Consider the following 19239-nt stretch of genomic DNA (forward strand, 5'->3'; position numbering starts at 1 on the left):
GTGATTCGTCACCCCGCGCCCATGCCATCCACAAAACTAGCGAACCCGGCTTTGCTCGGCGACTTTGACTGGTAGCGAGGCTTCCCTTGCGACCGGTTTGTCGAGGAGTGCGGGACAGTACGCATCATAGCGAGAGGGCGTATCGTACCAGTAGTCCTTCGTGTCCATAGGCCACTGATACACCGCCTGGATGTTCATGCCTGCTTGTATCGCTGAAGCGACCGCCTGATAAGTCGGTTTGTGATTGTAGTAGGACTCTTGAATGATGACAGGTGTGCCGGTCAGCCCGATCTTGTCCATTTCCTGCGCGAATTGCTTGAGCATGGTCAGCATGCGCGGCCGTTTGCCCCGCGCTCCATCATACATGTCGACAGCAACCGCTCCGGGACGGACACCGACCCGATCATAAACCCGGTAGAGCTGGGTAAGTCGGCCTGGTTGGTAAGCAATCGAAAATCCATGTGTGTCGGCTACGCCGAAATCTGAAACGTACCTTTCCCAAATGCGAGTGGCGTACGTCGAAAACGGCTCGGGCAGGCCACCGCCCTCCAATGCAAGATCGTACCATCTATTAACGGATGTTCCCGCGAAGATGCGATCGAGCATACCGTGAACGTTGGAAATCAAGGCATAGTTGTCGTCTTCGATCTCTTGGCTATAGCTCGTCGGACACTGGATACGGTTGTTGGGCACCCAGTTGAGCGCTCGAGAACAGCCCTGCCCTCCGAAACGGATAACAACATCCTGGAAGCCCGTTTCTTTCACCGCCTCAAAGTACGCCTCGATGCCCGCGTAGATACTGCGATGCACGCCATCGCCTCCGGAATTGACGAGGTAACCGACCCGGCTTTTGCTCTTGTTCTTGTTAGTGAGAGGCGCATGCCAGATGACAGTGCTGATCTTGCGCTGGCCACTGGTGTACAGCCTCAAGAGCTGCGCTTTGACCTTATCCGGGTTCTCGAGGATTTCGACGAACGGTGGCTTCACACTGTCGTCGGTAAGAATATGGTTTTCGTTGTAGCGCCCCATGTTCGATAAAACGAAATTCGAACCGGCGGATTCAATATCGCTTCGGGACGGATCGCATCGCAGGTGGTTGCCAGCCTGCGCCGTTGTCGTCGGCTGCTTCTGCTGGAGGGTGGCCCTACCCAGTGGCCAGCTTTTGAAGCGTTGCGAGCGTGAGTCTGACGCGCCACAAACACAGGTTGCCGCAAGGCACGCTGCGGCCAAAGCAACGATACGCATAGCACTCTCACTCGATACGCAAACAACGACTCCGCACGATCAGGCAATGCGTATGGTTAATTTTTGATGAAGATGTCCTCGGCGACCTTCTAATTCTCACTTACAATTCAGGCCGGATTTCGATTTTTGGACATTCACCAGATATTTTGATCCGGGGCCTTCTCGCCTCATCCGTGCACTAGGCCTATTCCATAATCGCTTCGATGAGGCGGGGACCTTCTTCGGCGAGCGCCCTTTCCAAGGCGTGCACAAGGCGCTCTGCGGTATCGACTGCGACGCCGGGCACTCCAAACCCCTCACCGACTTTCACCCAATTGAGAAACGGCTCGTCGAGCGCCGCCATGGAACGGGCTACCGGACCAGGCTGCATCACACCTGCGCGCTGCAGTTCCACATTCAGGATATTGTAGCTGCGGTTAGAGCCGATGATGGTCACGACGTCGAGGTTCTCTCGTGCTTGCGTCCAAAACGCCTGCACAGAGTAGGCTCCGCACCCGTCCGATTGGAAGTTAATCACTTTCCGCTCAGGGCAGGCGACAGCAGCGCCCGTTGCAGCACTCGGACCCTCACCTATCGCGCCGCCCGTGAGCATAAGGTGCGTGAAGCGTGGTGACGATTTCGATGCCTCAAAATAAGGAACTCCAACAGTCAGCGCTTCATCCATTACAATGCAGTTCTCAGGCTGCAGCCGCGCGATTGCCGCACTCACCGATTGAGAATTGAGCTTACCTCGAGGCATTTCGGGCCGCTGCGACGGAGGTCTGAACGCAGCGTCTGGCGCGTTCAATTCCGCAGCCAATGCCGTGAGTGCACCGAGAGTATCGTCTGTGGGTCCGGCGAGAGCGACTGTCTGCTCTTCCGACGTCATGTAACCGGGAAGGCCGGGCTGTCCGAAGAATGCAACGGGTCGGCGCGTGCCAGCGGTGATAATGCGGGAATATTGACGCGTTAGCGCCAAAGCTTGATCGGGAAAGTATGGAAGTTTCGTAGCAAGGGGTAGATCTCCACCGCGCTCCATGCGGGCAAAGAACGTATCGCAAATCAGATCAGCGCCGCTGGCTGCCGCGATCCGTCCCGCAAGGCGCAATCCGACCTCCGACAGCGCCTCTCCGCCAAGAAGCATGGCCGCTTTTTCCGACTTAAGCGCGCGAGCGGCCTGACCGACCTGATCCGCCGAGAACGTCCTCTGCTTGGGATCGCAAGTCGGCGCAATCACCGTCTCAACTCCTGCCGTTTGCACGTCATGGGGAATGATCACCGTGGCGATGCATCCGCCGTTGCTCTTTGCAAAGGCAATCGCATTGGCCACGTCGGCGGCGACTGCTTGCGGATCTCGCACCTCTTTGACGTAACTGCTGACCGAGGACGCGATCTGCTCGATATTGCTGGCGAGCAACGGATCGGATGGAAGATGCCAAGTAATATGTTGGCCAATGATGTTGAGTACCGGCGTGGACGCGCGCCGAGCGTTGTGAAGATTTGTCCAGCCATTCGCGAAGCCTGGACCCAGATGCAGCAAACAGATGGCGGGCCTGGAAGCCATTCTGGCGTAGCCGTCGGCCGCTCCAGTTGCCACGTTCTCATGCAAGCATAGAATGCCTCGCAGACCCGGCACGGAATCGAGAGCCAGGACCAGCGGAAGCTCCGTCGTACCCGGATTTGCAAAGCAGACGTCAATCCCCTCGCGAATTGCTGTAGCAATCAGAACTTCCGCGCCGTTCATTCACCTTTCTCCCGCGTCGTTAGACACAATGGCAAAGTCTGCCACCCGAGACCTACCCGACCGATACCTCCAAAGGTTGCGGGATCACACAGCGCGCTCTAGAGGCGTTGGAACGAAAGCGAGCGACACAGACCGCAGGGGCCGTTATAGTGTGTTAACCCAGTATCATTCAGGTCCAAGACACTGCAACGAAAGATTGATATTGCTGCGAACGCACCATCTGACTTTGAGAGGTCATTGATGAAACGGGCGGCCCCCTCTTTTTTTCTGCTATTTGCCTGCTTATCCTCGTCGTCATATTCGGCACACGCGGAAACAGCGACATCGACCAAATCCTCAGCGGACCCTGCTGTCGTTTTTGAACAACTGCGCAGCTACGTCGCCAGCAACCCGCTCGACTTCAAAACGACCTACGTCGTTCAAGGCGAACTGAGTTCACGAGGGTCGATGCAATTTTTCGTTCAAAGACCAAATTCCTTCCGGATCGATTCCAAGGTTAGCAATCGGTCTTACGAGATCATCTCCGATGGTAAAGTCATGACCATCTTCACTCCGAAGGACAAGAAGTACGCTCAGTTGGATGCGCCGGCTCATCCCTCCGGAGGCCTGAGTTTGGTCACCGGCCTTATGGGTGTGGAGTCCGCGGTACTTGGATTGCTGGACGTCGTCGATGAAATTGCGGCCGGCAAGAAGGATCTTCAAATCAGCTCTGGCGGTTCCGAGACAATTGGAGGCAACCAGTGTGACGAATTCACCATCGTGCAAAATACCGACACTGGCTTGAACACATGGAAGGTTTGGCTGCGAAAGGGAGAGACCCCGCTCCCTTGCAAGCTTGAGACGAAAGGCTCCGATGAGTCGCTGATCACCCAGTCCAACGAGTTCAGCTGGAATGTCCCAAGCCCAGAATTTCCACCGGATAAGTTTGCCTTCACGCCCGCGGCGGGCAGCCAAAAAGTCGACGTTGGCGATTTGGATTTGGGTCCTGCCCTCTGACCGTATCCACAGCACAAGGCAAAGACGGCGGTTCAAGTTCATAGCACCTTGAACCGCCGTTCCAAGACAATTACTTCGCCAAGCTTACTTTGTCGGACTTGCCCTCTTCGACGCCCAGGATCGTAACCTTCGCTGTGGTGATCTGTGTAGGCCAAAGCACCTCGGTCAATCCGCTCGCCACGGCGACATGCTGTTCGCCACCGTCCTTGTAAGTGATTACACCGCCGCCAATCGCGCCGCCGATCTTCTCACCCCAGAGCTTTTTCCCGTTGGCGCTATCGAGGGCGTAGAAATTACCTCCCATGTCGCCGAAGAACACGACTCCGCCTGCAGTCGGCGTGACGCCACTCTGAACGGGGTAATTGGTCTTCGCGCGCCAACGCCATTTTCCGCTGTCGGCGTCTACGGCATAAAGCCAACCGGCCCAGTCAAATATCGGGTCATGCTTGCCCCAAGTGTTGAACGGGTTGACCGTATCTTCGCCTGACCATGGTTGTCCTTTCTTCACAGCGGCGACATCGCTCTTCTTTTGCATGTCAACCGTCGTGCACCATTGGACTTGGCCGGTCATGATGAGGTTATTTATCGGATCATATGCCGGGCCATTCCATTCCGAACCGCCCGTCGATCCGGGACAAAAGCGCACCGATTCGCCGGCCTTGAACGGCTTGTCTGCGTTCTCAACCTTTGTCACCGGCAGGCGATAGAGCAGGTCGTTGTTGGCAAGATCAAAACCGTAAAGATGACCGTCCTTCGGCGTCACCGCCATGACCTTCCTGCCAGAAGCCGTTGTGAATACCGCAGGCGCGCTCGAAACATCCCAGTCGTGCCAATCCTTGGGCACGATCTTGAAGTGCGCTTTGTAAGCGCCGGTCATCGCATCCAGTACGACGACCGACCCACTGAATAGATTTTCGCCTTTACGCATACCGTCGGCAAAGTCCGGAGCAGGGTTGCCGCCGGGCACATAGAGAAGTCCGGTCTTTGGATCGAGCGTGTAGGAGGTCCACGTCGCGCCACCCGTGATCGGCGAACCGTCAGGGGTTTTCCACGTACTTCCATCCAGCGGCGAACTGGTCGCCGGACCACGCGTAGGATCGCCCTTTTCCTTCGGCACCAGATAAAATTCCCATTTGATCCGGCCCGAATTGGCATCGAGTGCATAGATGCGTCCTTTCACGCCCTTGATGTCACCGCCAGCGTTACCGGCAAAAACGAGACCGTTCCACGCAATCGGCGCGGCGGGAACACTCTCTCCCTTTTTCGGGTCGGCAATAGCCGTCGCCCAAAGCCGCTTGCCGGTCTTGAAATCGTAGGCGAGGACGCGGCCATCCTGCGTGCCGCGGAATATCTTGCCGTCAAGATATGCAACGCCACGGTTGACACTTTGCGGCGTCGCCGGCGTGTAGTCCTCGTGCGCGCGCCATTTCTGTTCGCAGCTGTTGGGATCAATGGCATAGGTGTTGTACTCGGTCGCGAAGATCAGCGCTCCATCGACCTCAATCAGGCCGCTATTGAAGCCCGTATATTCGCCAGTATCGAACGTGCATCGTACTTTGAGATTTTTTGCCGTCTCACTCGTAATCTCATCCAGATTCGAGAAGCGGTCAGACGTCAGCGTCTTGTTGTAGCTTGGCCAGTTCTGCACGCTTGACGTCGTCGGCGCGGCTAAGGCCTGAACGTTAGGCGCCTCCTTGCTATCTTCGGAAGTCGCTAATTCGGTCGTGATGGTACCCTTTGGTGCACCTAGATAGTTCACGTAGTTTATAGCCATGGAGCCGTAGTGAACCGCCGCGTTCCAGTCATAGTAGACGAACGCAGAAGCGGCGACGGCGGCCAGCACGATGCCGCCACCTATGATGCCTGCTTTCGATGTCATGGTAAGTACCTTCAAATTCGCATCAGTCTGGCGAAGGCTGCGCGGGGGGAGAGCAGCCTCTTTCGACTTGCGAGTTCAACGCGAGGAGACGCAAGTCGTTCCCAAGGCGCGGTTCCTTCACATCTTATTGAAGCGGACGATTGCCGATCGGGACTATCTCCCAAAAGCCGAAAAAGCGGCGTCCTTGCACCTAGGTTTGCGCTCTGTTCGCAACAAATCCGACTGGCCGTTATTGTGTGCTCGACGCCCCTTCCATGACGTCTAAAATGTTTAAGTGATTCGCCAAGAGACAATGCCTCTTGGCCTTCAGTGCTCGCGACGCTCGTTGATGAACTTACACATCGGCGTCTGGGGCTACGCGGTCCAAGAAACGACGCCGCAATCCTCTCCCCCGTAATCGTATCCGGCCCGGATTCGGCTTGTGCGACGAGAAAGAAAGGCCCTGTATTTGCGCAACGCGTACCTATTGGGATTTCTGGCCGCCGTTGCCTCATTTGCCGGTCTTCCCGCAGCCAAGGCTGTCGATCTTTTCGGCACGACGCTTTTCGGCGACAGCAGCGCTGTTCCGCCGGGCGCTCTGCCTTACTCGGTTGCGCTTCATGTCGAGGACACCGACAACGCGTCGCTGAAAGACCTAATCTCGGGGATCTCGCATTTGATGACCGAACAGGTCCACGGCGCGAGCGACGCTTATATACTCGCGGCCCGCGCACGCGGCGACGTCTCGCAGATCCAGGCCGCGCTCTATAGCGAAGGCTATTATGCCGGTGAGATCGACATCCGCATCGCCGGACAGAAGCTCGATGCCTTCGATCCCTCGACCGCGCCTTCCGGAAGCGAGAGCGGCATCGAGGTTGCCGTTCGCGTCACGCCCGGCCCACGTTTCGTGTTTGGCGACATCGTCGTGACCGAGAGGTCACAATCCGATTCCACGCCTCCGGTTGCTCTAGAGGCTTTGGGTTTTGAGCGCGGCAAACCGGCGAAATCGGGATTGATAGTCGCGGCCAGGGAGAAACTCATCGAGGCATGGCGGTCGACCGGTTTCCCGCTCGCTCGTATTGTCGGCGAGGACATCTCCGCCGATCACGCCAGCAGCACTGTCAACGTCAGAATCGACCTCGATCCAGGTCCGCCTGCCGTCTACGGATGGGTCAACGTATCGGGTGCCCAGTCCCTCGATCACCACACCATTCTAGAACAAAGCAAATTGCGACCGGGAAGCTCATTCCGCACCTCAGACCTGAAACAGGCCCGTGATCGCATTGCCAAGCTCCCGAGTGTGGAGAGCGTTCAGGTCGTTGAGGGGCAACAACTCGATGCCAATGGCGGGATTCCTGTCAGCCTCGAAGTGGTCGAACGCAAGCCCCGCTATTTTGGCGCAACGGCCTCCCTGTCGACGATCGATGGTGCCGAGGTCGAAGCTCACTGGGGTCATCGTAATTTCTTTGGCGAAGGCGAACACCTGCGCGTTGAAGGCACAATCTCTCGGATTGGAAGCGAAGACATATCGCAGCTCGAATTCGATGCTGCCGCCATCTACACCAAGCCCGGCATTCTCGACGTCGATACCGATCTCGTTAGCGAGTTCCGTCTGACGCGCGAGCACCCCGACGCCTACGAAAGCCTGGATGCCTCCTACAAGATCGGGTTGGCTCACGTGTTTACGCCTTCGCTTTCGGGATCGGCAGCCCTCTCCACCCGCTTCTCACGCACCGAGGATGCCTTCGGCCAAAACGACTACATGCTGATTAGCCTGCCTGCCGAAATCGACTACGACACGCGCGATCAACGCCTGGATGCCACGAAGGGGCACTTCATCTTTACGTCCCTGACGCCGTCGGTCGACGCTATCGGCGGATCCGCATACGTCAAATCGGAGATCCAGGCCGCCGCCTATCGGACTTTGGATAGCGAGGGGCGCGCCGTGCTCGCAGGGCGGATCGGGGTCGGCTCGATCGCAGGCGCCTCTCTTGCCGATGTGCCAGCCTCGACGCGCTTCTTTGCCGGAGGCGGCGGCTCCGTGCGTGGCTATGGATATCGCAGCCTAGGCCCGATGGTCGACGGCACTGTCGTGGGCGGCCTCGGCTACATCGGTGGGTCGGCTGAAATGCGCCTGCGCGTCACCGAGCTCTTCGGCATCGTTCCGTTCGTCGACGCTGCAACGGTATCCGAACAACCCTGGCCGAATTTCTCAAGTGACTTCTATGTCAGTGCGGGCGTCGGCTTGCGATACTACACGGCCCTTGGTCCGATCCGCCTCGATGTTGCGACCCCCGTGACACACCGCGACGACCAGCCCGCGGTGGCCATTTACATCGGCTTGGGGCAAGCGTTCTGATGCGGCGATTAGCTAAAATTCTACTCCTGTCTGCGGCGTTGTTCATCGCTGTTGTCGGGGCGGTTTTGTCCACGCACTTCGGTCAATCTGCTTTGTTGCGCGTTGCCTCGGCAATGGCGAGCAGCGAACAATCCCGCATTCGAATCGGGCCGATGCAAGGTTCCCTTTTCGGTGACGGATCAATTGGCGACATCAGCATATCCGACCGGCAGGGCGTATGGCTGAAGGCACGCAATATCGCCTTTTCGTGGAGGCCATCAGCGCTTCTAACAGGGCGCCTCTCCGTCCCTCACTTGCGCGTCGAAAACATCGCCATATTGCGCCAACCAGAGGCCGATGCGGAGCAGCACAAGTCTGCCAACAGTTCCGGCTTCGTCTTGCCGGTGAAGGTCGCAATTGGCGATCTGGATGTAAGCGCGATTGATCTCTCGCAGGAGGTCCTTGGCGAGCGCGCGCAGCTTCGGCTCAATGGCCGAGCCAACCTCAACAGCTTGAGCGAAGCGAGCACCGCCGAGCTGGAGTTGGTACGCATCGACGCACACCAGGCGACATTGCGTACAAACCTCGTCTACCAACCTGCCGAGCGCTCCCTGGAATTGGCCATCGATGGAAGCGAAGCCGAAGGTGGCATGATCTCCCGATTGCTCGAACTCCCAGACCGGCCTGCGCTGTCCGTTCAGTTGCACGGGCACGGTCAGTTGGACGCCTGGAAAGCTGATCTCTCTGCTTCTGCAGCCGGCAATACTTTCCTGGCTGGCATCGTCCGTCTCGATGCCGAGGGAGAAAATTCGCATCATCTATCGGCGCGGTTGGCTGGCTATATCCAAAAGCTAGTCCCGCACGGCATCGCTGATCTCGCCGGAGGCAAAACACAGTTGGATCTTACCGCTGATGTTTTAGGACTCACCGTTAGCACATCGCGCTTAGTCAAAAATCTGCATCTTGAGATTAGCAACGACGCACTGCGCTTGGCAGCAACAGGCGGTGTCGATCTCAACAATGGTATCGTCCATGGCCAGATCGAAGGACATGCTGGCCGCAAAGACGGAACGCCGGTCCAGCTTTTTGGCGGAGAGGGAGCAAGCATCGCGCTTCGCAGCGCTACATTTGAAGTCGCAGCGCCCGATAAGAACGAACGTCGGGAAATCAAAGCATCTGCGCAGATCACCGGTCTGGCGCTGGAGCAAATCTCGGCCAGCAAGCTGGCGCTCGCCGTCCGCGCCGTGCAGCCGCAGCCGGTTGGACGTAAGCCGCAGGCGCTCGATGACATCAAAGCAACTCTGATCGTCGCAGGCATCGACCAGACAACAGCGGGCGGCGCAGCTCTCGGCCCAGAAGCGCGCGCGGCGTTTGCAGGCAGCTACGATGGTCAGCGACTGACCATCAGCGCATTTGAGATCGACGCTCAGAATGCAAACGCAAATGCATCAGGAACGATCGAGGGCAATCACGCAAAGGGAATGGTGCGACTTCGCCTCGCCGACCTTGCGCGCTATTCGCAACTTGTTGGAAAGCCGCTCAAGGGCCGTGCGCAGGCCGAGATTCATGGCGATGGCGACCTAAGCGAAAACACAGGGAGCGTCACCCTTGTTGCCACGAGTGATGGCGTCGGCATGGGAAATGCCACCGTCGATGGACTGCTCGCGCCCTCGACAAGTTACGAAGCTCATATCGAACGAACGCCCAATGGCACCGTCACGGTTCGAAACGCATCGGTATCGAATCCGCTGTTTGGCGCGCAATTGAACGGCAACCGGGCGGCCGAAGCAACGGCGCTGTCAGCCGAAGTGACCCTCTCCGCTCTTTCCTCCGTCAGCCCGACACTTTCCGGCTCTGCGAAACTCACATTTGATGTGCACGGACCGCACGACAATCTCGACAGTAGAATTGCGCTTTCAGGCAACGCCGTCACATTGAACGGCAAGCCTCTAAAAGAACCGAAACTGAAATTCTCTGGTCGCGGTCCGATCTCAAAACATGCGGGAACGCTGACCTTCGGCACCAAAATCGCGAGTGAAATTCTAGCCGGTCATTCGGATATCGTTCTGTCGGACACCGGCGCAACAACACTCGACAATCTTGCGATCGATCTCGCCGGCTTGAGGATCAACGGTCATCTTGGCTTCAGAGATCAAAGCCTTCCCACGGGGCTGATCGAAATCGGTGCGCCCGAACTTGCACGCCTCGGACGCGCCACCGGCTTTCGGATGACCGGACGGATCAAGGGCAGCGTCAAGCTTGAAGACAGCGTTGCCGACTTGAACTTGAGCGGCGATGGAATCAATGTGGCCGGAGCGGGCATCGACGGACTGCGTCTAACCGGAAAAGTCTCCAACTACGTTTCCGCCCCCCTCGGCACGGTCGACCTAAATGCCAAGCGGATTGCGCAAGGCGCGAACGTGGTTCGTGAGCTGTCGTCCACCGTGCGCTTCAACTCCGGCAGCACGACCTTTGCATCGAACGGTCAGCTCGACGGAGCCAACTTTGCACTCTCCGGCGACATAACAAACGAGGGCGGCCCCCGCCAGATCGAAATCAAATCGGCGACTTACGCGGGAAAGGGCGATGTTCCCGACATCCGCTTGCCAGCGCCTGCAAAGATCACGGTCAGCAACGGCCAAGTCTCAAGCAAAGGGATTCAGCTCCAGATTGGAACGGGGACCTTCCGCGCTGACGGCGTAGCCGCCGCAGAGGCGCTGGATATGCGTCTCAACCTGAAAAATATTCCTGCATCCGTTGCCGGTGTGGTCTGGCCAGAATTGGGGCTGATAGGCGTGATCAACGGTAGCGCAACGATCAAAGGCAAAGCATCGGATCCACGGGTCGACGCAAAAATAGCGGCGGCCGGTGTATCTGTGGCAAACATGCGCGCGCAGGAACTGCCAGCCATCGACGTCTCCACCGACGTGAGCATGGCCGATGGCAGAGCCAATCTAAAGATGCGAGCAACCACGCGCGGCGGCTTCGATCTCACAGCAGACGCAGCTGTCCGCACGATAGCGGGTGGCGATATTACCGCCTCGGCGCAAGGCAGCGTGCCGCTCGCAATGGCCAATGTTTTTATTGCCGATCGAGCGGCTCACGCCGATGGCAAAGCGGCAGTAATGGCAAAGGTAACGGGAACAATTTCCGATCCCAAGATAGACGGAAAGATTACGATACGCGACGGACGCGCCAGCGACCCTGCAACCGGATTGCAACTCTCTGGTATCGAGCTGGACGCTGCTTTCACGCGCGACAAGTTCACCGTGCAACGGCTCAACGCCATCAGCCAGAAAGGCGGCAGCTTGACGTTATCAGGCACCGCTTCGCTTCCTTCTGGCACCGCTGCAAACTTGGATGTTTCCTTGAAGCTTTCCGGCTTCCGCTTCGGCAATCAGGATCCGGTGGCCGGAGAAATCGATGGCGATATCAAGATTGCCGGTCCACTAGCTTCGCCTGCCGCACGGGGTCAGCTGCTGATCAAGCGTATGGACATCACCGTGCCGAACCAGCTGCCAATGTCCGTGCAATCTCTCGACATCCGACACGTCAACGCACCGCCGCAGTTCAAATCCGACAAGACTGATCAAGAGCTCGGCAATGATGCCCATGCTCCCGCCATGACGGTTTCCCTGGATCTGGATGTGACGGCGAACGATCGCATCTTTGTGCGTGGCCGCGGTGTCGATGCCCAGCTCGGCGGAGCAGTCAGAATCGCCGGTACGGCAGACAAGCCATATACGGACGGCAAATTCTCGATGTCGCGCGGGCGCCTCTCGATCATCGGCCGCCAACTCGATTTCAGCCGCGGCAACATTTTGTTCTCCGGCAGTCCAGAGCCTTCGCTCGACATGGAAGCGACGGTCGATGCAGATGGAACCACCATTACGGTAAAAGTTACCGGACCCGCGTCAAAGCCGAAGTTCAAATTCTCGTCCTCCCCGGAACTCCCCGAGGACGAGATTGTCTCGCTCTTGTTGTTCAACAAGAAGCTCGCGAAACTGTCCCCGTCGCAACTCGTTCAGCTGGCCAATGAGATCGATAAGATCGGTGGTCTATCGAGTGGACCTGGCACGCTCGACAAGATGAAGAGTGCGCTCGGCATCGACGTCCTCGACGTCACGACCGACGAGAAAGGCAAGACGCAGGCCACAGCCGGCAGTTACGTCAGTGACGACACCTATGTCGGCGTCAGGCAAGGAACGGATCTCGGCAAGACCCGTATCATCATAGATCACAATCTTACCAAGCATCTAAAGGCGCGCGGCGAGGTCGGCACGGCCGGAGACAGCAAGTTGGGCGTCGGGTTTGAGTTCGACTATTGAAGGCTCAAATCCAACGACCGCCCACGCCACAGTTGCGCAAAGCCTACTGCTTCATCATCTTAACGTCGTCGGCGTCTATCGTGTATCCGGTATCGGCCAAGCCGGTGAACGCCGGCTCGGTCTTGAGCACGCCGGTGACGGTCACCGGATCGAACGAACCGGTGACCTCGAAGCCGTCTGCGGCTTTGACGTAGATAATCTGATTGGCGGGCGGCGGCGGGACGTGGATGCAAGCGCCGACGAAGGGCACGAGCAGAAACTCTTTGATCTTGGTGGACTCGAAATCGAGCGGTACGACATAGCCACCGATCTGCACCCTCTTGCCGTTGAATGCGGTGACGACCTCAGGGGCTCGGTCAGATCCGGGCTGACGGCGTTTCATCGACATGAATTTGCCTTCCGGCATCGGCGGCGGTGGTGGCTGGCCGTCTTCGCTTTTCGTTGTGCCTGCAAAAAAGGTTCTGTTCGGCTGTACCGCAGGAAGGTTCTTTGGCACCAGTTGCGCCCATTGGATGACCTCAGGCCCATCGGCGGCGCAGACGCCTTTCCCCGGCACGAGCGCCGAAAGAACGAGAAAAGCCAAAGCAGCAGTCTTACGTGTCATGGTTTTCAAGCCTCACGTTCGAATGGTCATGCCGTCGGCAACCGACAGACGATAGGCGCGTAGGGCCGGAACTAGCCCTGCGAGAATTCCTGCAAGAACAATGGCACCGAGCATCAGCCACTCGCGAGATGTGGGACGATCAATACCGATCTGAAGTCCATACAAGCGGTCAATGACGGGTTGAAGCAAATATAGCGATGCATACAGCAGGAGAACGCCGAGGATCACACCCGTGACGGTCAGCACGGCAGCTTCGGTCGTGAGCATGCCAAGTATGGTGGCAGGTCGGGCACCAACAGAGCGCAAGATGGCCATCTCGCGACGCCGCTCATTCAAGGTCGTGAGAATGGACGTCACCATGCCGAGAAGCGCGGTCGCAACCACAATCACTGAAACGGCTGAAAGCGCGGTCTCCGCCGTACCGACAAGACCCCATAACTCTTGCAATGCAGCTCCTGGGATGATGGCTGAAAGCGGCTCCTCCGGGTAGTTGTTGATCTGCCGTTGCAGTTTGAACGTCGCGAGCTTCGACTTGAGCCCGAGCATCGCCGCCGTGATCGCCTTAGGCGAAAGATCTTTGTGGCGCGCTTCCTCAGCCGATACGGTCTGCCCTTGGGCGGGAATCCCGTTTTGCCAGTCGACGTGAATTGCTTCGATGGCTTCGAGGCTCACGTGCAGCGTTCGGTCAACGGGCGTGCCGGTTCTCGCCAAGATGCCGGAAACGACGAACGGCTTGTCGGCGTGCTCGATGAACGAAACCGAACCCATCCCGTGCGCGATGATCACCTTGCTGCCGACCTTATAGCCAAGTTTCTCCGCAACGTCCGCGCCAAGCACCACGTCGTAAAGGTCTTCGAACGGCCTGCCGGCTGCAAAAGATAGCATTTGGCCATGGCGGTATTTGTAGTGCTTGAAATATTCAGCCGTGGTCCCGAGCACGCGGAACCCCTTGTGACTGTCACCAAGCGACAGCGGAACCGCCCAATCAACCTCGGGGTTCGACGTAATGTCGGAATAGCTTTTCCAGGTGATGTTGTTGGTCGCGTTTCCGATGCGAAACACTGAATATAGAAGGAGCTGGATCGCGCCTGTTCTGGCGCCTACAACGAGGTCTGTGCCTGAAATGGTGTCAGCAAAACTTTGGCGGGCGCCGGTGCGTACTTTCTCGACGCCCAAAAGAAGCATGACGCTAACGGCAATGCCGAGCACGGTCAAAAATGCCGTTAGCGACCGGTTCCTGAGAGACTGCAGTGCGAGGCGGGAGATGATCATGCTGCCCCCTTCGTGCGCTGTGTCGTTGCGATCTCGTCGAGCCGCACGGCGCGGTCGAAACGAGACGCTAAAGTTTCATCGTGGCTCACCATCAACAATGATGCACCTGCCGCCGCGACTTCGGCAAACAACAGATCGAGGAAGGCAACCTGCGTATTACGATCGAGCGCTGAAGTCGGCTCATCGGCAATGATAAGCTCGGGACGGCCGATAAGTGCTCTGGCGCACGCAACGCGCTGCTGCTGGCCAACGCTCAGACTTGAGGCAGCCGCATGTTCGTAGTCGTCCTCTCTGAGGCCGAGCGCAGCCAGGAGGCGCCGCGCCTCCGCCTCAAGGGTTCCCGACGAGAGAACACGCTGGCGACGCTCGGGCGCGAAATGCAACGGCAGAACAACATTGTCGATGACCGAGCCATAAGGCAGCAAATTGAACATCTGGAAAATGATGCCCATGTGTGCCGACCGGAAGTGATCGCGCGCAGAATGCGGCAGGCGCGCGATTTCTGTTCCCAGGATCGAGAGATGTCCCGAAGAGGGAACGTTAATGCCAGCAAGCAGACTCAAGAACGTCGACTTGCCGCTGCCCGATGGGCCGATCAGAAGAAGCTTCTCGCCGCGCTCCATAGTGAACGCGTCGATCTCGATGGTGAAGCCTTTACGTCCTGGCCATGTGAAGCGAACGGCAGACATAGCGACGATGTCCCGCTCTGCGTCCGTCCGCTTCACCACATCGACAGATGTCGGTTGCTTAAGCACGGGCCTACAGTCTCCCACTTAGATCGAGCACAGGCTTTTCGCGTGTCACTTCGTAGGCACCCTGTCTATTGGGCCCGACCACGTTGATCGTGAGAGCTTTGGCACCTGCAAAAGTCTTGAAGTACTCAAATGTGATCGAATCGAGCTTGTCAGGGCTTGCACACTCGAACGTGTAGGAGGCGTTGTAGTCGTTGTGGCCGCCGTGTTCCTCGTGCTCATGGTCAGCATCGTGTTCGTCTTTCGATTCCTCATGATGCCCCTCCTCCTCGATCTCGGCCTTGGACTCAATGAGCTTGCATTGAGCGGCGGGCGTTAGGACAAATTGTTTCTGACCATCCTTGAGATTGGCCATCGCAGCTTTGGCCTGCGCTTCCTCCTGGGGAGAGGTTGGTTTGTGCTCGAAGCCTGCGATGTCAGCGCCAGGCGCATCAAGCTCCATCGAAACCTTGCTACCTTCAACTGCGATATTGATTGTGCCATGACCGTGAACGTGGGGACCGAGTTGGCGGTGCTCGGCTTTCGCGGCCATTGGGACGGCGACGAGGAGAAACGCGGTAGCTGAGATCGTTGCGTATTTCATGGATATTCCCTATCTCGCAAAGCCGGATGCAGACATGCAACCTGCGGCTACACGCGTGCGTCTGGCGGAGTGCTGATTTTACGATTGCAGTTTGTGCGGACTGGTGGCTGCGCGCCTTCGTCCGCAAACCTTCTAGGCCGCAATCGTCAGCGGAGGGCCTCGCGATAAGTAGGGTACGAATCCTGGACTTTCGCTTTTCGGAACTGAAATGCGCGCAACAATGACGACAGGTTTGGATTTCGGCAATGGCACCGCGGCTGGCGCCACCATGACGATGCTGCCTGAGACCGCGTGGCTCCAACAGAAATCACAGGCATGATGATCCTGCTGCGGGCACGGCTTGAGCCCAGACTCACTGACGATCGTTCGGCAGTCGACTGATTTGTGCCATTGGAGCTGAGAAAATTCGTATTCCTGGCCGTGCGTATGCTCCGCCCACAGCAGCATCTGCGCCACCATGGCCAAGACCGAAAGCACGGTCAGATCGATGCGGCGCCTCATCAAGCGCATGCCGAAAGGGTCCCCGATTCGAGCGAATAGAATACCCGACTTGCGTCCCAAAAAAGGCCAAGACCGCTTTTCAGTGCAAGGGGGATGCGTGATTGGGCTTTGTTACGCGAGCTCAAGTTTGCAGACGGTTGCAGATCTCAATTCGAGATTGTCCGGTAAGATCATCGGTGGGCAATCCTTCGCGCGCGTTACGCAAGGGCGCATTCCAGGTCCAAGAGTTTTCCGTCTGGCCCTTTGGCGCGGAATGATCGGTGCGCACTTCTTCAAGTCTTGCTGAACTGCAAGGATCTCGTCATCGGCCGGTTGGACGCGCGATGTTTCCTTGTCGTGCAAGTTTCGGGGCGATCTCACCTGCGCAGCGTAATTTGCGCGCTTGGCAACGCCCTGTGCTGAGCCATCCAATGGCTCAAGACATACCCACTAAGTCTTTGAAATAAATGGCGCGCCCGAAAGGATTCGAACCTCTGACCCTCAGATTCGTAGTCTGATGCTCTATCCAGCTGAGCTACGGGCGCTTTTCTCGTCCGCTTGACGTCCGTTCGGGAAGGAACAGGACCACCAGCCAAGGGGCCGGGCGGCAAGAGCGCTACTCTCTAATCGGTCGCGCCGCTGAGCGCAACCCCCTTAGCGAGACCACAAATGTGCCCAATCGGCGCATTCGAGGGGTCGCGACCCCTGCCCCGAACCAAGGGCCGAACCTAAAGGCCAGGCTAAAAATTGCGGCCGAAGGCAAAAGCCCTCGGCCGCGCCCGTTTTAGCCCGTCCACAAACGCGAATGTGGATTAGGCCGCTTCCTTGTTGAGCTTGGACTCAGCGATTTTCGTGAGCTTGTCGTCGGCGCCGTATTCTTCATCGAGGGACTTCTGAAGAAGCTTGACGATGTCCTTGTGGCCAAGAAGGTTGGCCCAAGAAACCAGCGTCCCGTATCGCGTAATCTCGTAGTGCTCGACCGCCTGAGCAGCAGCAATCATCGCTGCGTCGAGCGTATCTTTATCCTTGATCTCGCTCATCAGCTCTTCGGCTTCCTTGGTGATGCCTTCGATCGCCGGACACTTCTCTCCCTTCGCCTTTTCGCCGAGCGCTTCAAAAGCTTTGTTCAGTCGCTCGATTTGTCCTTTAGTCTCCTCAAGATGCGCCTCGAAAAGCTTGCGCAACTTTTCGCTATCCGCTTTTTTGATCATTTTCGGAAGCGCTTTGGTAATGTGGTTTTCAGCGAAGTAAACGTCCTGAAGCGTATGAAGAAACAGACCCTCGAGGTTGTTGATAGACATTTGGAATATCCTTTTTGAGAAGCAAGGCGTTAGACGTGCACGAGCGAGCTGCCCCTGCACCAATCGGTGCGACAGGAACGCCGCTCGGGCAACGATGTTCCATCACTAAATCAGCAAGAACTGTTGTGCGGAGAACATCATGCTCCGAGAAGCGCTCAGGGCATTCGGCGCAGACGAAGCAAAGATTGGCGAATTGAAGATCGGTCAGACGACGCCCGATTCAGGAGTGAACCGAGCGGTCCGGCATCTCGATTCTGAACGTGGCGCCCTTGTCGCTGTCGATGATGTTCAGCGAACCGCCATGCGCCTGGACAAGTTCTTGCGCAATGACGAGACCAAGGCCAGTTCCGCCTTTCTTGGTAGAGCCCTGAAAAGCCTTGAACAGGTGTTCGCGGGCTTTCGGCGGAATGCCTGGTCCATTGTCCGAGACATCGACGATCACCTTGCGCCCTTCACGATGCGCGCTGATCGCAATGTTGCCGTTGCGCGTTTCAGACGTCTCTAAGGCTTGCACCGCGTTGCGCACGAGGTTGCTCAACACGCGGAACAGGTGCTCGCGGTCAGCATCGATGCGCAGCCCCGCTTCCATTTTCACTTCGAGGCTGATTTCGCCTTCGCGCGGCAAGCCCTGACTGTCGGCAACTTCTTCTACAAGACTTATGAGGCGGAACAGTTCGCGACGTGGCGCTGCCTCGGCAGCTCGGCCAAACTGCAGTGAGGAATTGCAGAAGCTGATCGCGCGATCGAGCGAAGCAATCAGCTTGGGCACGAAACGCTGCACGGTAGGGTCGGGAATGTCCACGAGACGGTCGGAGATGAGCTGCGCATTTGCGAGCATGTTGCGCAGATCGTGGTTGATCTTGGAAACCGCCAGTCCGAGTTGCGCCAAGCGATTCTTCTGCGCCAGCAAACCCGACAGCTCCTTTTGCATCTGGGATAGCTCGCGCTCCGCTACGCCCATTTCATCCATGCGACCTGACGGTGTGAGGATGCGCGTCTGGTCCTCAGGATCCGCCGAAAAGCTCAGCATATTCTGCGTCAGGTTCTTGAGCGGTTTCACCAGCAGGCGATTAAGCGATAGGTAGACAAGTGATGCCGTCAGTGCCGAGATGACGACCGAAAGTCCGAGAATGTTGAGGCCATACTGGATCATCGCATCGCGCAGTGGCGCCTCGGGAATGACGATCTCAATAAGATCCTTGGGGTCGTCGCTAATCCGACCGACAACGCGGATCAGACGGTCGCCCGACGAAAACAAGAGCGCAATGGCATCCTTCATCTGCGAAATTTTTAAGGCGAGCCCCTGCCAATAGGACTTGGGATCGGTGCGCAGATCATAGTGGGCGTTGATCTGCACGCCCGGTTCAACCGGAAGAATGAGGCGGCGTTCGCCATCGCGGCGCGAAGCAATGGCTTTGACTTGCGCGGTGCGCAACAGATCGGCGCGCAAAGCCGAGGGAACCTCCCCACCGGGGAACGCCTCCGAAGACAATGCCGCGAGCTGCGCCGCGGTCAGACGCTCCGACAGCCAGGAGATGCGATAGCTCGACACGCTCGGCAAGAAAATGAGAATTTCAGCAACGAGAACGAAGGCCGCCGTGAGCATGAGCAGCTTGGCAGGAAGCCCAAGGCGCGACCAAGCCGAACGCAAACCGGCCGCGAGCCTGCCGAGGCCGTGGCTCTCTTTTTCTACGTTGCTGGTCGCTCTGGCGTCCAAGTCGCATCCCAACTGAAGGAAGCCAAACGCGGCAAGCCTCCC

General features: G+C 57.7%; 13 protein-coding genes and 1 tRNA gene. 3 read left to right on the forward strand and 11 right to left on the reverse strand.

The window, feature by feature from the left end:
- Window positions 1-36: 36 nt before the first annotated feature.
- Entirely contained in the window at window positions 37-1245 is a 1209-nt protein-coding gene (locus R3D51_03770; protein MEZ5898592.1) for a hypothetical protein, read from the reverse strand.
- A 184-nt stretch (window positions 1246-1429) separates the two neighbouring features.
- Complete coding sequence (locus R3D51_03775) at window positions 1430-2968, reverse strand: acetolactate synthase large subunit (protein ID MEZ5898593.1); 1539 nt, start codon at window positions 2966-2968, stop codon at window positions 1430-1432.
- 240 nt (window positions 2969-3208) lie between these two features.
- Here R3D51_03775 and R3D51_03780 point away from each other — a divergent pair, with 240 nt between their 5' ends.
- A complete protein-coding gene (locus tag R3D51_03780) occupies window positions 3209-3964 on the forward strand; it encodes a DUF2092 domain-containing protein (GenBank protein ID MEZ5898594.1) in 756 nt (251 codons plus the stop codon).
- Between the two features lie 70 nt (window positions 3965-4034).
- Here R3D51_03780 and R3D51_03785 read toward each other — a convergent pair whose 3' ends face one another.
- Window positions 4035-5843 (reverse strand): PQQ-binding-like beta-propeller repeat protein, encoded by a 1809-nt coding sequence (locus R3D51_03785; GenBank protein ID MEZ5898595.1) that lies wholly within the window; start codon window positions 5841-5843, stop codon window positions 4035-4037.
- A gap of 421 nt (window positions 5844-6264) precedes the next feature.
- Between R3D51_03785 and R3D51_03790 the strand changes: the two genes are divergently transcribed.
- Complete coding sequence (locus tag R3D51_03790) at window positions 6265-8181, forward strand: autotransporter assembly complex family protein (protein MEZ5898596.1); 1917 nt, start codon at window positions 6265-6267, stop codon at window positions 8179-8181.
- A 152-nt stretch (window positions 8182-8333) separates the two neighbouring features.
- A complete protein-coding gene (locus R3D51_03795) occupies window positions 8334-12488 on the forward strand; it encodes a translocation/assembly module TamB domain-containing protein (GenBank protein ID MEZ5898597.1) in 4155 nt (1384 codons plus the stop codon).
- A gap of 43 nt (window positions 12489-12531) precedes the next feature.
- Here the strand turns inward: R3D51_03795 and R3D51_03800 are convergent, their stop codons facing one another.
- From R3D51_03800 to R3D51_03835, 8 genes are all read right to left on the reverse strand, one after another.
- Complete coding sequence (locus R3D51_03800) at window positions 12532-13092, reverse strand: DUF3299 domain-containing protein (protein MEZ5898598.1); 561 nt, start codon at window positions 13090-13092, stop codon at window positions 12532-12534.
- 12 nt (window positions 13093-13104) lie between these two features.
- Entirely contained in the window at window positions 13105-14364 is a 1260-nt protein-coding gene (locus R3D51_03805) for an ABC transporter permease (GenBank protein ID MEZ5898599.1), read from the reverse strand.
- Entirely contained in the window at window positions 14361-15119 is a 759-nt protein-coding gene (locus tag R3D51_03810) for an ABC transporter ATP-binding protein (protein MEZ5898600.1), read from the reverse strand. The genes R3D51_03805 and R3D51_03810 overlap by 4 nt, the downstream gene beginning before the upstream one ends.
- A 4-nt stretch (window positions 15120-15123) precedes the next feature.
- On the reverse strand, window positions 15124-15699 hold the full coding sequence (locus tag R3D51_03815) for a DUF2796 domain-containing protein (GenBank protein MEZ5898601.1): 576 nt from the start codon (window positions 15697-15699) through the stop codon (window positions 15124-15126).
- Between the two features lie 132 nt (window positions 15700-15831).
- Window positions 15832-16209 (reverse strand): hypothetical protein, encoded by a 378-nt coding sequence (locus R3D51_03820; protein ID MEZ5898602.1) that lies wholly within the window; start codon window positions 16207-16209, stop codon window positions 15832-15834.
- 438 nt (window positions 16210-16647) lie between these two features.
- Window positions 16648-16724: transfer RNA gene (locus R3D51_03825), tRNA-Arg, on the reverse strand.
- A 267-nt stretch (window positions 16725-16991) separates the two neighbouring features.
- The gene (locus tag R3D51_03830; GenBank protein MEZ5898603.1) at window positions 16992-17480 is read right to left on the reverse strand and encodes a ferritin-like domain-containing protein; all 489 of its coding nucleotides are present in this window, start codon (window positions 17478-17480) and stop codon (window positions 16992-16994) included.
- Window positions 17481-17700: 220 nt separating this feature from the next.
- Window positions 17701-19197, reverse strand: a complete 1497-nt coding sequence (locus R3D51_03835; GenBank protein ID MEZ5898604.1) for a HAMP domain-containing sensor histidine kinase — start codon at window positions 19195-19197, stop codon at window positions 17701-17703.
- Window positions 19198-19239 lie beyond the last annotated feature (42 nt).

The sequence above is a fragment of the Hyphomicrobiaceae bacterium genome (assembly GCA_041397645.1).
Taxonomy (GTDB): domain Bacteria; phylum Pseudomonadota; class Alphaproteobacteria; order Rhizobiales; family Hyphomicrobiaceae; genus Hyphomicrobium_B.

Coding starts and splice junctions, on each gene's coding strand:
- R3D51_03815 (MEZ5898601.1), bottom strand. CDS start 15,699: ATGAAATACGCAACGATCTCAGCTACCGCGTTTCTCCTCGTCGCCGTC.
- R3D51_03830 (MEZ5898603.1), bottom strand. CDS start 17,480: ATGTCTATCAACAACCTCGAGGGTCTGTTTCTTCATACGCTTCAGGAC.
- R3D51_03805 (MEZ5898599.1), bottom strand. CDS start 14,364: ATGATCATCTCCCGCCTCGCACTGCAGTCTCTCAGGAACCGGTCGCTA.
- R3D51_03785 (MEZ5898595.1), bottom strand. CDS start 5,843: ATGACATCGAAAGCAGGCATCATAGGTGGCGGCATCGTGCTGGCCGCC.
- R3D51_03795 (MEZ5898597.1), top strand. CDS start 8,334: ATGCAAGGTTCCCTTTTCGGTGACGGATCAATTGGCGACATCAGCATA.
- R3D51_03820 (MEZ5898602.1), bottom strand. CDS start 16,209: ATGCGCTTGATGAGGCGCCGCATCGATCTGACCGTGCTTTCGGTCTTG.
- R3D51_03770 (MEZ5898592.1), bottom strand. CDS start 1,245: ATGCGTATCGTTGCTTTGGCCGCAGCGTGCCTTGCGGCAACCTGTGTT.
- R3D51_03780 (MEZ5898594.1), top strand. CDS start 3,209: ATGAAACGGGCGGCCCCCTCTTTTTTTCTGCTATTTGCCTGCTTATCC.
- R3D51_03800 (MEZ5898598.1), bottom strand. CDS start 13,092: ATGACACGTAAGACTGCTGCTTTGGCTTTTCTCGTTCTTTCGGCGCTC.
- R3D51_03775 (MEZ5898593.1), bottom strand. CDS start 2,968: ATGAACGGCGCGGAAGTTCTGATTGCTACAGCAATTCGCGAGGGGATT.